Below are 13,060 nucleotides of genomic sequence, written 5' to 3' on the forward strand. Positions count from 1 at the left end.
TTTTATAAGGTTTGTTAAATATTAAAAAACGATAAACATATGCTTAACTCTATATCGGCAGCCGCAGGGCGTTTATTAATTTCGGAGCCATTTATGATGGACCCGAATTTCAAGCGTTCAGTGATATTACTTACTGAATATTCTGTCGATGGAGCGATGGGATTTGTACTTAACCATCAAAGCGATTACCTTCTTGGTGATATCTTACCTGATGTATCATATTCAGAACTTCCTGTATATGAGGGCGGGCCGGTTGCAAAAAACACGCTGCATTTTATACACCGTTGTCCTGAAAAGATATCAGGCGGTATTGAAATATGGGATAACGTTTACTGGGGCGGCGACTTTGAAGAAGTCAAAGAACTGATAAATAACTACCAGTTGAACGACAACGAAATTAAATTCTTTACCGGTTACTCAGGCTGGACGCAAGGGCAGCTTGATGACGAACTGGTTGAAGATACCTGGATTGTAGCCAACAGCTTTCAGGCCGATATGCTGTTTAATAACGACCAAAACCTATGGCGTGAAGTGGTAAAAAGCCTGGGAAACCGCTATGCGCACATTGCTAATTTCCCGGAAAATCCGTCGCTTAATTAATCTTTTTAGCGATGTTCTTGTTATAGGTCTTCAATGCCTTTAAATACTCTTTGTATTTGAATTTTTCCATAGCCTTAGGCTCTGGAGCAATCATCTTTATCAAATTTTCTGGTTTAAAAGGTAGAATTGGCCCGGCATCTTTCTGGATACCTACAATTGAATATTCACTAAAACGGGATGCATTCGGAGGTAAAAAAGAATAAGCTTTGATAGGACCTTCTATAACTTTAAATAACCAACAACTGTCTGTTGCACTTCCGGTCACTATTTCGTGGCTTGGTGTTTCTCTTGAGATGCTGAGGGTTTGATCGGCATAAATTTTGATTTCTCTATTAGGGTCAGATTTTTTGAAGTCCTTGTTTATAATCAAAACATAATTTTTATGCAAGGTAGTGTCTGTATAGATTTTTGATTTTACCTCTTTTGTAGTGCTATCTTTCAGCATAACAATGTATTCGTACTTCAAATTGAAATCAGATTCATAAACTCCGTAATTGTACATCTGTCCCATGCGCATCTGCCGATCCATCATTTGGTTTGAAAAGTGCTGGTTACCAAATTGCCCAAAGGCCAAAGATGCAAAACTGGTGCAAATAACCACAATGGACAAAAACTTTGAGAAGCGTTTCATATTGAGATAAGATTTAGACGGCTCTAATTTACAAATATCCTCAAAACTTACTCAATACTTTTACCTTTCATGGCATGACTTATCGCCTGATCCATCAGCCTTTCAGCGAAAGGGCGGGTAAGTTCATTCAACTCGTCTATCTTTTTGTGAATTAAATCCTTATCATCTGTAGCTAAAGCAGCTTTAAGGGCTTCTACATACTGGTGGGTAGCAGCGGTTTCTTCTTGTGTTACCGATGATCCATGCTTTTGCAAAAAGCGCTCAACAGTATAAATCATTTGTTCGCCTTCGGTGCGTGCTTCAATCACCATACGCTGGCTAACGTCGTCTTTCGCGTGAGTAATGCTATCCATCAGCATTTGCTCAACCTGGTCGTCGGTAATGCCATAAGTTGGTTTCACTTCAATTTCCTGTTTTACGCCCGAACGCAGTTCAATAGCCTGAACCTTTAAAATACCATCGGCATTCAGCAGAAAGTTGATATCTATTTTTGGAAAACCCGCAGGCATTGCCGGAATACCTTTAAGATTAAATTCGGCCAGCTTGCGGTTCTCCTTAACCAGGTCACGTTCACCCTGATAAACAGCGATTTTCATGTTCACCTGCCCGTCAACTGAGGTGGTGTATTGCCGGCCTGCCTTAGTAGGCACCTTAGCATTACGCGGAATGATCACATCCATTAATCCGCCCATCGTTTCGATTCCAAGCGACAGCGGCGTAACGTCAAGCAACAAAATATCCTTACGATTGCCTGCCATAATATCGGCCTGTATGGCAGCGCCTAAAGCAACAACTTCATCAGGGTTTACTTCATCATGCACTTTACGGCCAAAAAATTCAAATACCATCTTTTTAACCAGCGCCGTACGTGTCGATCCCCCAACCATAACCACCTCGTCAATCTGATCCACGGTTAGTTTAGCATCTCGTAAGGCGTTTTGGCAGCAAGTAATGGTTTGCTGTACTTTAGGCAGTATCAATTCATTGAAAGTGTTACGATCAAGAGTGCACCATATGTCGCCAATCTTGTCGTTAACCAAACTTTGATGGGCAAATGCTTTTTTAGCTTCTTCGGCTTTCAAACGTAATTGCTGTGAAAGTTCACGGTTATTAGCCAGTTCAGCTTTATCAAGATTATTCTTTTCAATCCAGTAGTCAACAATCAGGCGGTCAAAGTCATCACCACCTAAAAAGGTATCACCATTGGTGGCCAGCACTTCAAAAATGCCGTTTTGTATTTGCAGTATCGAAACATCGAAAGTACCGCCCCCCAAATCATACACCGCAATGGTCTTTGTTTCTTCAGGATTTAAACCTATGCCGTAGGCAAGGCTTGCGGCGGTTGGTTCGTTTACAATGCGCAATACATCAAGCCCGGCAAGTTTGCCTGCGTCGCGCGTTGCCTGCCTTTGCGAATCATTAAAATATGCCGGAACAGTGATTACCGCCCGATTAACAGGAGTTTTAAGGGCGTGTTCGGCACGCTCTTTCAGTTCTTTCAATATAAGAGCCGAAAGATCTATAGGTGTATAAAACTTATCGCCTACGTTAATTTTTACAAGGCTTTCCGTGTTATCGTCAATCACCTTGTATGAAAAAAAATCTTTATAATTTTCAATATCATGGTACGAGCGACCAAGCAAACGCTTTACAGAAAAAATAGTATTCTGCGGATCGGTGATCAGGTAATTCTTAGCGTCGTTACCTACTGTAACTTCGCCTGTTTGGCCAAAGTGCACAACCGAAGGCACCAACACACCTTTGCCTGCATCGTTGATCACCTGCGGATTTTTGTCGGGATTGATAAAAGCTACCAATGAATTGGTAGTACCTAGGTCGATACCAACTATGATCTCTTCTTTTTGCAGCGAACCTGTTGCCAGGTTAATAGAAACTTTAGCCATGCGGCAAAGTTAAGTTTATTTAATAATTGCATTAATCGATTTTGGATTTATGACGAAGAGTTAAGAATTAATGCACCTGTTGCACATTTTATTAATATTTTGCGGTGCTTATACATCCAATGCCAAAGCTTAAATTCATTGTTAAAACATTCTTATTGAAACTGCCACTGCAGCTGCTGTTTTTTTCTTCTGTTAGTGCTCAGCAGTTTGGGGGTAATCCACCATCAGTTAAATGGGGACAGGTAGTAACTCCTTCGGCTCGGGTTATTTTTCCGATGGGCATGGACAGCCTTGCCAGGCATATCGCGTCAGTAATTGATCAGGCCGACAGTAAGGTAGTACCAACTATAGGCAAGCGCCAAAAACAAGTAAGCATTGTGCTTCAAAATCAAACTACCGAGGCCAACGGTTATGTTGGGTTGGCGCCATTTCGCAGCGAATTCTATCTCACACCTCAACAAAACAGCTTTGAACTTGGCAGCGCACCATGGGCTGAACTGTTAAGCATACATGAGTACCGCCATGTGCAGCAATATAATAACATGAATGTGGGCTTGTCGCATATACTGCGTATTGTTTTTGGGGAGGGAGGTCAGACTATTGGTAACGCGTTAAGCGTACCCGACTGGTTTTTTGAGGGCGACGCCGTTTATAACGAAACTTTGCTGAGCAAACAGGGCAGGGGGAGGCTTCCTTATTTTTTTAAAGACTACCGTGCACTTTGGGCTGCAGGTAAGAACTATAGCTGGATGAAGCTGCGTAACGGCTCGTATGTTGATTATGTGCCTAACCATTATCCGCTTGGGTATATGCTTGTGGCTTACGGTCGTGAAAAATACGGCGCCAATATATGGCGGGATATAGTGCACAGCGCAGCATCATTTAACGGTTTATTTTATCCGTTGCAAAAAGCTGTAAAAAAACATACCGGTGAAGATTACAGCACTTTCAGAGCAAATGCTTTTTATCACTTTAAAGATCAGTTTGATGATGCTGCACCAGCGGGTATAAATCTCAAAAGTCATTTTATTGCGAACCAAGAATTTCCTGTTTGGGCAGATGACACAACGCTGATCTATTTAAGAACTGAATGGAAGCATTTGCCGGTTTTTGTAAAGCGTACCGGGAGCTTAGAAAAAAAGATCAGCGTTCGCGGAGTAACCACCGATAATTATCTGGATTACAATAATGGAAAAATCGTTTATACATCCTATCGCCCGGATTTACGCTGGAGTATAAGAAATTACAGCGAGATCAGGATAGTTAATGTTAAGACAGGTGAAGACAAAGCGTTGACCAACAGAAGCAAGTATTTTTCGCCATCATTCAGTAGCGACGGCAAGCAAATTGTTGCCGTTGATGTAAGTTCATCCGTGAGAAGCGCCCTGCATATTTTGGATGCAGAAAAAGGCTGCCTGTTGACAGCAGTTAACAACCAGGCCAACCTGTTTTATACATATCCAAAGTTTTATGCTGATGGTAGTGTGATTACCGCTGTAAGGGATAGCTTAGGCAAAATGAGCATCGCTTTGGTTAATGCCACATCAGGAAAGCATACTTACTTGCTGCCCTTTAACGAGAACCCTATCGGCTTTCTTTCTCTGAAAGGTGATACTGTTTACTTTACAGCAACAAGCAAAAAAAACGATGCTTTATATGCACTTAACATAAGCGATAAAAAGCTTTACAAACTTGAAGGTGATTTATTAAAAAACAGTATTGGAAATTATCAACCTACTGTATCTGCAAATAAGATAGCTTTCACCGGCTTTACCGCTTATGGTTATCAAATCAGCCAAGTAAATAAAAGCGAAATAAGTTGGAATGAGGTGTCCGGATTTGGTGAACTGTCGAACTTTAATATTGCATCGCTTAATAAAAATAAAGCTTCAGGGCTACTAGCAACTGTGAAGGATAGCAGCTATAAAACCCAGTCTTACAGCAAGTGGCATAACCTGTTTAATTTTCACAGCTTGATACCCGAGATTAGCGATCCTGATTATAAATTTTCGCTTGTGGGGGAGAACGTGCTGAATACTTTCCAGTCTGAATTATTTTTTAATTATAATCGTAATGAAGGGTATAAGCAAGTTGGGTTTGAAGCTACCTATGGTGCCTTGTTCCCTTACATTTCGGCAGGCGCTGATTATGTGTATGAGCGCCGCCGGTTTTACCAGGGAGGCCAGTTGTATTGGAATGAAATGAATTTTCACGGCGGCCTACAGGTTCCGCTTAACTTTAGCAGGGGCAGGCAGCTTACAGGATTAAACATTGGTACCGATATATATTTTAGCCGAACTGATTACCCGGCCGGATTTAATGCATTCAACCGCAGTTTCACTTATCTGAATAGTTATTTTACTTTTTCAACACGGATACAGCAGGCTCGTCAGCATATTTATCCGCATTTCGGGCAAAGCTTCACCTTTATAAACAAGCATGCGCTTAATGCTACCGGTAACCAGTTTATGGCCGCTGGTACTTTTTACTTTCCGGGATTAAGCGCAAACCATAACCTCATCATTACGGCCTCACACCAACAACATGGCAGTAATGATGATGTGGCTTTTTCAAACAACTTTGCTTTTTCAAGGGGTTATACCGCCGAAAACCTTTATCGCATGAACAAAGTTGGCGCTAACTATCATTTCCCTATTGCATACCCTGATGCAGGAGTGGCTAACACTATTTACCTTTTGCGAATCAGGGGAAACCTGTTTTATGAATATACCCACGGCACTGATTTTTTCCGTGGCAATAAGTTTAAGGCCGATTTCAGAAGCGTAGGGGCAACGTTGTTTTTTGATACAAAGTTCTTTAATCAGCAGTCGCTGACTTTTGGCGTCAGGTACAGCCGTTTGCTTGATGATAACATCTTCGGGCAAGGCGGACGTAACCAGATAGAAATTGTACTGCCTGTCAGTTATTTTTAAAAAAAAGCCACCCGCAGTATTTTGCCGTGGATGGCCTTGTATAATTGAAAAAATCTAAAATTTCAGTTTTTTAAGCAGGCCCTTAAATTTAAGATAGCCTATCAGTTTACGTACCCTGCGTTCGTTACGACTGCCTGCATCAAGCGCATCGTAAGCTAAGCCAGCCGCAGCAGCATACACCGCATGATGCATTACATCTATAGCGATAGCTTTTGGTTCTTCCTCATTAATTGGTTTTGCAGCATCATGTTTTGGCAGCATCACCAACGCAGTACCCCAAACTGCGGCAAAGTGAACCGCAGCTGCCGGAAAACCGCGCAAACCTGTGAGTGCAATCAGTCCGCGCGCTATGCCCCATGAGGTACCATAAATCCAATGTATTTCCTGCGATACTTTTTGTTTTCCTTCTTCTGATACCGGTGTAACATCAACAGTATCCTCAACAACCTTAACAGGAGCGTCGCTCGGCTCACGTTTGGTTATTTTCATTTCAATTATTTGCGATAACGTAATTGCCGCAGTTCCTGCAAGCCCCGCCAGCAGACCTTTGCCAATGGCGCTGCCAAGTTCGCCTAATATGTTATTTTGATGGATCTTCATGTACTTATTGTTTTTCAGATGTATTTGATTAACAACAGAGTTTAATTATTGCTTTAAAAATTTTCATTAAAAAAGCACATGAAGTCACTTGATAAATGTCATGCAGACGTCATAGCTATTGTTTAAACAATATAAGTTGCACCATTTATTTAAATTTGCCGTTGATAAGGTGTATCAATAGTAATAGAGTACTGTTGATCTAAAGATACTTCTTTTGGTTAGAGGTGATTGTTTTAGAGTGATTGGTTCAGGCCGGGAGTAATTCCGGCCTGATTTTTTTTATATAAATGCGGTTGTTTTAATATCTATGTCGCCGCAAAGTATTTTATGAATAGGACACAGGTTGGCTATCTCAACCAAACGTTCTAATTGCTCCTGTATCAGTTCGCCTTTAAACGTTATCTTCCTTTCTATAAGGGTACCAAGGTCGGTTTTGAAAAGTTCCAGGTCGACGATTATTTCATCAACCACCCACATTTTACGGTCGATATACATGCGTAGCGTTATGCCGGTGCAACTACCCAAACTGGCCAGAAGCAAACCGAACGGATCCATACCGGTATCTTCTCCGCCTTTATCATGCGGCTCATCTACAATAACTGTATGGTTGCGGCTGTGTACAAGGGTTTGATATTTCGCCCTTGACGTTGTTGAAGTAGCGGTTAGTACAGGTTCCTTTTTAGCGATCATTTAACAGGAAGGCTGGCTGTTTAATTGATATTCATGGATTGTAACTCCCAGTTACTTTTGTATGAAGCAGGGCCGCCTTTATATTTCATAATTACAGTAAAGTCGATCCTTTGTTTTTCGTCATCGCCGGTTTCGGTTTCTGCGTATGATTTAATTACATAAACCGAATCAGATTGCTTTCCAAACTGAAAGCCCTGATCTGAAAATTCAACATCCGAACCACGAAGCGCAGGCCTTACAAATTGCTGTGCCATATCATAGGCATCGCTTTTACTTGGCATTCCGCTGAAAAAACTATCCCCAACAGCGCCCGACATGGCAAAACGAATGATAATAAGCGCGAATATTATTAAAAACGCAAAAATGATCCAACCGGTGCGCTTGGCTCTTTTTTTAGTTTCTACATTTCTCATTGTTTAACTATCGGTTAGAATAGGCGGTTAAAGGTAAAATAATTTTTAGTAAAAATCATAACACCTTCTGGCACCGTTAAACCGCACATTACCTTCGCCCGAGCCCGGGGTTTCATACACAATGCTGCCTTCAGTAGTACCGCTGGTATTGCCATAATTAAGCCTTTGGGCAGGCACGTCATGACTTACGCCAAGCCTTAATTTTTCGCCGCCCTCACGGTTTATGAACAGGTCGAATATAAACGAGATAACAATGGCGTTAGGCCCGTCGGCACCGCCACGATACCATAATCCGGCATTCACACTGCGCCTTTTATACTGCAAACCAGCGTTATATGAATAAGCTTTACCCTGATTATAAACCACTACCGATGGTATAACGTATGATTTTTCGTACTCATAAAGGTTATCGTTCCAGTCGAGGTCAAGCCTATAGCTAAGGTGTGCAGTGGTACGCACAGGCACTTTATAAGGTGTTCCGGTAAATGACTCGTTTGGCCGGTTCAAATGCTGCATTGAGGCGCCGATCATAAAATCCTTCACTACCAGGTTTATCCCGACACCCGAATCAAAATAAAACTTGTTGTTGTAAGGAAACGGATCGGCAGAGGTTTGCTGCCTGGGAATAACCCCGATTGACGGATCGATCTGATCGCCAAACAACAGTTTGCTGAAATCAATACTACGGTTAGTGGCCCCGGCCTGTAACCCGAAAGACAAAACGTAATCCTGCGAACCAACGCTGTACGAATAAACACCTGAAATGCTGTTCTTTTTAAGATAAGCGGTACCCTCACTACTACGGGTGAACAACAAACCAAAACCGCCGCCAAAACGTGGTACGTTATAATCTATTGAAGCAGAAAGATAATCAAGGTTACCAGGCAACGAGGTATATTGGTTGCGATAAATGAGGCTCATGCGCAGGTTACCTTCAAATTGTCCATTAAGTGCAGGGTTTAGGTACACCGGCGAATTAAAGAACTGCGAGTACTGGTGATCCTGACTGAAAACAGCCGAGAAAGAAAATACTAAAAGAAACAATATACCTGCCTTAAGCTTCATTATCTGAGTATCTATCTTATTAAATTAATTGTACCACTGCGTTTCGGCGCTGAATTATTGTATGACATACCTTTCCATTCGGTACCGTTAATAAATGTTGCCGAAACCTGCCATACATAGGCACCCTGAGGGGCGGGAGAACCTTTGTAATTTCCGTCCCAACCTTCAATAGGTTCGCCGTCGCTGCCGAGTTTATTTGTTTCCCAAACAAGTTGGCCCCACTTGTTGAATATTTGCATATGCCAGCTTTTTATGCCACTACCCTTAGCCATAAATGTTTGTATAGAGGCGTTGCTGCTGCTTGGTATAAATGCGTTTGGTACAAACAAGGTGCCCGGTGTGCCCGATATGGTTACAGTAACTGTTTTAGTTGTTGGGCAGGTAAGTGTTCCGTCGGGTAGTCGTCCGCCATATACGGTTAACGTAACCTGATGTGAGCCTATGTCTGTTAATGGATATGTGTATTCAGGATTTTGTATAGTAGAATGCGGCGCGCCATTCCCAAAATCCCAATCCCATGCCACGGGGTTACCCTGGCTATTATCCCTGAAAGAAAAATGGTAATTAGGTATCGATATTTCTGTACCTGGAAGTACACTGAAATCAGCGATTACCTCAGGCCTTACCAAAACAGGTTGTACCGGTATATTAGAACTGCAAACGCCATTAGATACCGTTAATGTAACGTTATATGGACCAGGGCTTGTAAATATATGATCTGGATTTTGCCTTAGGTCAGGCGCTGAGCCATCGTCAAAATTCCAGCTGTAATTATAATTAGCAACGTTAATACCATTTGCGTTAAACTGGTACTTAGAGTTATCACAGTCAATTGTTTGATAAGAAGCAGTGACGCCATCAGGGCTTTGCAAAATAGTTATTTGATCAGGCGCTGATTCACTTTGCGGTAGGCAACCAGTTGTACTTGCAGTTACAGTAATGCGGTATGTACCTTCTTGTGTAAAACCGGAAAAATTGTATTGGCCTTTAGGTACATTATTAACTACCATATAAGGAGTAGGATCCGAATCTTTATAAATTTTGTAGGTAAATGAATCGCCTGTTGATTGGTTGTTAAAAATCAGTGGTTCGCCGGTACACGCTGTTTTCGGCGATGTTTTTAAGATTTGAACAGACTGAATCAAAGTACTTGGTGAAATGGTAAAACCCTGATCAGCATCCGGAGGAGTAGAAGCTGAAGTACCGCATTTATCAACCACCTCTAAACGAACATATACAATTTTTGATGTACCATCAGTGTTCGGCTGAACTATAAATGGCCCTCCGGTTGTGGTTTGATCAATCACTTGTTTGTTGGCATCAAGCAATAAAAATCTTGTTGTCTGATTATTTCCCGGCGATAGATTTTGCAAACTGATGGTTACGGTACCACAGCTACCGTTAGCTGTTGCTTTAAAAATTGGAAGCGGTGTTGCAGGGCTTACAAAAACCGATTTGGTTACCTCCGGGAAATTGTCGCAAGTGCTAACAAGTTTAAGTTTAATTATATGCTCTTCTTCTTTACCAACATTTGATGGTTGATATTCATGTGGCGGAGGATTTTGTCCGGTAAAAGTTGTGCCATCTCCAAAATCCCATTCATAAGTTCCGTTTTCAGCTGGTGATAAGTTAGTAATGGTAACAGTTACTGGCCCGCATCCCTGACTCGGGGTTACATTGAAATCAATTAGCGGGTTTGATGGTAATACTGTCACTACCAGCCGCGCTTCGTCACCGGTACAACCTGCATTTGTTGGTGTAATAATGTATGTAACTTTTATGGCTGCGCCGTTGGGATTTGTATTTTGAATAGTACCATTTATAATTGCCCCGGTGCCGTTCATATTATTGATTACAGCATACGATGAGGTTTGGCTTGGATCGGTATCAACTTTCCATTCAAAAGTGCTGTTTGGTAAAGCAGCTGTAATATTGTAAGTAAATGCCTTATTACTACATACAGTTTGAGTTAGCGTACTGGTTATTGGATTTGGCTTATTAAGTTGAATAGTTATGGTTTCAATTACCTCGTTACATGGAGCAGGTAAACCAGTAGTAACAATAAATTTGACTACTGCACTACCGGCATTAGATTCTGCCTGAGTAGGGGTATAACTGGTTGTAAGCTGATCGGTATTACTAAAAGTGCCGCCGCCGGGAGTTTCCCATCTAAATGTCTGGTAGGTTCCATTTATCTGATCAACAGTTAACGGCACTACCTGCCCCGGACAAAAAATTTGTGTAGGTGGAGTATATACAACCTCGGGAGCGTCTTGTATAGTAATTGTATGTGTGTCGGTCACATTTCCCGACGGATCACAATTGTTACGGTGCGTTACTTTAACTGTAAATACACCGGTGCCGCTTAGTTCGATACGAGGGTATTTTGTACTCGGAGGATCAATAAAATTAACACTTCCTCCGGTAGGTGGCGTAACTTCCCAAAAATAGGTATTTGCATCAGCGGTGGTTGTTCCCTCCAAACGTACGTAGAATTGACTTGTCTGGTCGCTTGTATAAGCTATTTGCCTGCTTCCGGTGCCACCACATAGTGAAACATCAGCAGGTAATTCAGCAATTGGTTGAGCGTTTACTGTTATAGTGCGTACCTGAGTAGAAGGTACGCTTGTACAACCGTTGCTGGCAAATAGCCGTACATTATAAACACCTGGTGTATTAAAAATTATTTGAGGGTTTTGACTGGCATTGTTTGTACCCCCTGTATAAGCATAACCTCCGGCCGGTGAAATTCTCCAATCCCATACTGTTTGATTATCAGTATTAAGTGAGGTGTTTTGTAACGTTACAGCTGATGTACTACAAACAACATTACCCGGTAGTATATTAAAATTTGGCTGCGGCCTCGGCTTAATGGTAATGGTATGCGGCTGTCCGGCAATGTAACATGATGGTGGATTAATCAATCTTACTTCTACAATATAATTTTTCGCTGTTGGAAACGTATATGTAAAATTGTCGGTAAGCCTGAAAGTTCCGGGTTGTTTAACGCCATCTACATACCATTCATACCTTGCTGATGCATTAACACAACTACTTGAAGTAGAATTTGGATCTTGCCCGGGATATGATCCGTTAACAAATGTAATAGCCTCACCTGTACAGCCTGTAGGTGTTGGATTATCAAGCCTGTCTTCAGCAGGAGAAGTAATTGTAATGTTCTTGCTTTCTAATGAAACAGCACTGCAAACAGTTGTACTCGCTGTTATTATAAGAGGGAAAGCATTGCGCCTTGGCCCTGATGTTGTACCACATGATGGAGTGGTGTAATTATGACTGATATCTCCATTAGCAGCACGCAACTTATTGTATGGCATGGGTATAGGGGCAGAATTATTATCGCCCCAACTAATATTATATACCAACCCAGGGTAGTTATAAACCAATGACACCGGATTGCTGGGATCTTTAGTATCAATATGATAACTTACAGTTACGCTTGATCCTAACAAACATCTGGAATCATTACTGTTCCCACCAATGTTCGATTTCAAAGGGTTATTAATTAAGGTGTAAGCTTTGGTTGATATTATACCATTGTTAACACCTTTTATTATAACTGTATAATTTGTTTCTTGAACTGCTAAAGTGTACGTGCCATTAAATGTTGCATTTTGGGGACTAACGGTTTGATTAAATTCATTTATTACGGTAATGGTGCTGTTTGTAACGCCGGTTGATTGGTTGGTTATTTGAAAGTTTTGCGCACTTGTGCCTGTACATCTTCCCCAAACCTGAGAGTTAATTGCAATGTTTGATTGTGCCTGGGGGTTAATTGTAAGGCTTGAAGCTATATCAAACGGAGCAGATGTAACTGCTACTGCCGGCCCTTGTTGATTTGTGCTTGTAATGCGAACCTTATATCCACTGCCTGCAGCTACACCCGCCGGGATTGTACCGTTAACAAATGTTGCATAAAAACCTGCCTGTGTACCAATTGGGTTGCCGCCGTTAAGAACATTATTACTTGCATCCAATAAATATAAATTGAAAACGTTATTCTGATTAATATTACCAGCCTGATCATCAATATGAAACGGGACTGCTATTGACGACCCGCGCGCATACGGTGTTCCAGTTTCAAAATTTTGAATGGTAAGTGTGGTTTGCCCGAATGCGCTTACTGTACCAAGTAAGGCAAAAAATGCAAGAAGAAGATACCGGGTAGATATTTTATTCATCTAATTAAACTACATAACTAACCCG

General features: G+C 41.5%; 9 protein-coding genes. 2 read left to right on the forward strand and 7 right to left on the reverse strand.

Annotated elements, in window-relative coordinates; genetic code table 11:
• Positions 1-39 precede the first annotated feature (39 nt).
• Entirely contained in the window at positions 40-600 is a 561-nt protein-coding gene (locus tag EOD41_RS09325; RefSeq protein WP_127704546.1) for a YqgE/AlgH family protein, read from the forward strand.
• On the opposite strand, the gene EOD41_RS09330 is transcribed toward EOD41_RS09325, so the two are convergent.
• Both EOD41_RS09330 and hscA read right to left on the reverse strand, forming a co-directional pair.
• Positions 593-1,231: a hypothetical protein gene (locus tag EOD41_RS09330; protein WP_127704547.1), complete on the reverse strand. Its 639-nt coding sequence runs from the start codon at positions 1,229-1,231 to the stop codon at positions 593-595. The genes EOD41_RS09325 and EOD41_RS09330 overlap by 8 nt on opposite strands.
• A 47-nt stretch (positions 1,232-1,278) precedes the next feature.
• Positions 1,279-3,135 carry a Fe-S protein assembly chaperone HscA gene (gene hscA / locus EOD41_RS09335; protein ID WP_127704548.1) on the reverse strand — a complete coding sequence of 619 codons (1,857 nt, stop codon included), beginning with the start codon at positions 3,133-3,135 and terminating at the stop codon, positions 1,279-1,281.
• 119 nt (positions 3,136-3,254) lie between these two features.
• Here hscA and EOD41_RS09340 point away from each other — a divergent pair, with 119 nt between their 5' ends.
• On the forward strand, positions 3,255-6,068 hold the full coding sequence (locus EOD41_RS09340; protein ID WP_127704549.1) for a TolB family protein: 2,814 nt from the start codon (positions 3,255-3,257) through the stop codon (positions 6,066-6,068).
• 54 nt (positions 6,069-6,122) lie between these two features.
• Here EOD41_RS09340 and EOD41_RS09345 read toward each other — a convergent pair whose 3' ends face one another.
• From EOD41_RS09345 to EOD41_RS09365, 5 genes are all read right to left on the reverse strand, one after another.
• Entirely contained in the window at positions 6,123-6,668 is a 546-nt protein-coding gene (locus EOD41_RS09345) for a hypothetical protein (RefSeq protein ID WP_205780518.1), read from the reverse strand.
• A gap of 279 nt (positions 6,669-6,947) precedes the next feature.
• Positions 6,948-7,358 (reverse strand): OsmC family protein, encoded by a 411-nt coding sequence (locus EOD41_RS09350; RefSeq protein WP_127704550.1) that lies wholly within the window; start codon positions 7,356-7,358, stop codon positions 6,948-6,950.
• Between the two features lie 20 nt (positions 7,359-7,378).
• Positions 7,379-7,771, reverse strand: coding sequence for a hypothetical protein (locus EOD41_RS09355; protein ID WP_127704551.1), 393 nt, complete (start codon positions 7,769-7,771; stop codon positions 7,379-7,381).
• A gap of 45 nt (positions 7,772-7,816) precedes the next feature.
• Positions 7,817-8,836 carry a PorP/SprF family type IX secretion system membrane protein gene (locus EOD41_RS09360; RefSeq protein WP_127704552.1) on the reverse strand — a complete coding sequence of 340 codons (1,020 nt, stop codon included), beginning with the start codon at positions 8,834-8,836 and terminating at the stop codon, positions 7,817-7,819.
• An 11-nt stretch (positions 8,837-8,847) separates the two neighbouring features.
• Positions 8,848-13,035: a PKD domain-containing protein gene (locus EOD41_RS09365; RefSeq protein ID WP_127704553.1), complete on the reverse strand. Its 4,188-nt coding sequence runs from the start codon at positions 13,033-13,035 to the stop codon at positions 8,848-8,850.
• Between the last annotated feature and the right edge of the window lie 25 nt (positions 13,036-13,060).

It is taken from the genome of Mucilaginibacter limnophilus, assembly GCF_004005815.1.
GTDB classification, from domain to species: Bacteria; Bacteroidota; Bacteroidia; order Sphingobacteriales; family Sphingobacteriaceae; genus Mucilaginibacter; species Mucilaginibacter limnophilus.

Bases quoted from the DNA above. Each gene is read 5' to 3' on its own strand.
- EOD41_RS09360 (WP_127704552.1), bottom strand. From the start codon at position 8,836: ATGAAGCTTAAGGCAGGTATATTGTTTCTTTTAGTATTTTCTTTCTCG.
- EOD41_RS09355 (WP_127704551.1), bottom strand. From the start codon at position 7,771: ATGAGAAATGTAGAAACTAAAAAAAGAGCCAAGCGCACCGGTTGGATC.
- EOD41_RS09340 (WP_127704549.1), top strand. From the start codon at position 3,255: ATGCCAAAGCTTAAATTCATTGTTAAAACATTCTTATTGAAACTGCCA.
- EOD41_RS09350 (WP_127704550.1), bottom strand. From the start codon at position 7,358: ATGATCGCTAAAAAGGAACCTGTACTAACCGCTACTTCAACAACGTCA.
- EOD41_RS09345 (WP_205780518.1), bottom strand. From the start codon at position 6,668: ATGAAGATCCATCAAAATAACATATTAGGCGAACTTGGCAGCGCCATT.
- EOD41_RS09365 (WP_127704553.1), bottom strand. From the start codon at position 13,035: ATGAATAAAATATCTACCCGGTATCTTCTTCTTGCATTTTTTGCCTTA.
- hscA (WP_127704548.1), bottom strand. From the start codon at position 3,135: ATGGCTAAAGTTTCTATTAACCTGGCAACAGGTTCGCTGCAAAAAGAA.
- EOD41_RS09325 (WP_127704546.1), top strand. From the start codon at position 40: ATGCTTAACTCTATATCGGCAGCCGCAGGGCGTTTATTAATTTCGGAG.
- EOD41_RS09330 (WP_127704547.1), bottom strand. From the start codon at position 1,231: ATGAAACGCTTCTCAAAGTTTTTGTCCATTGTGGTTATTTGCACCAGT.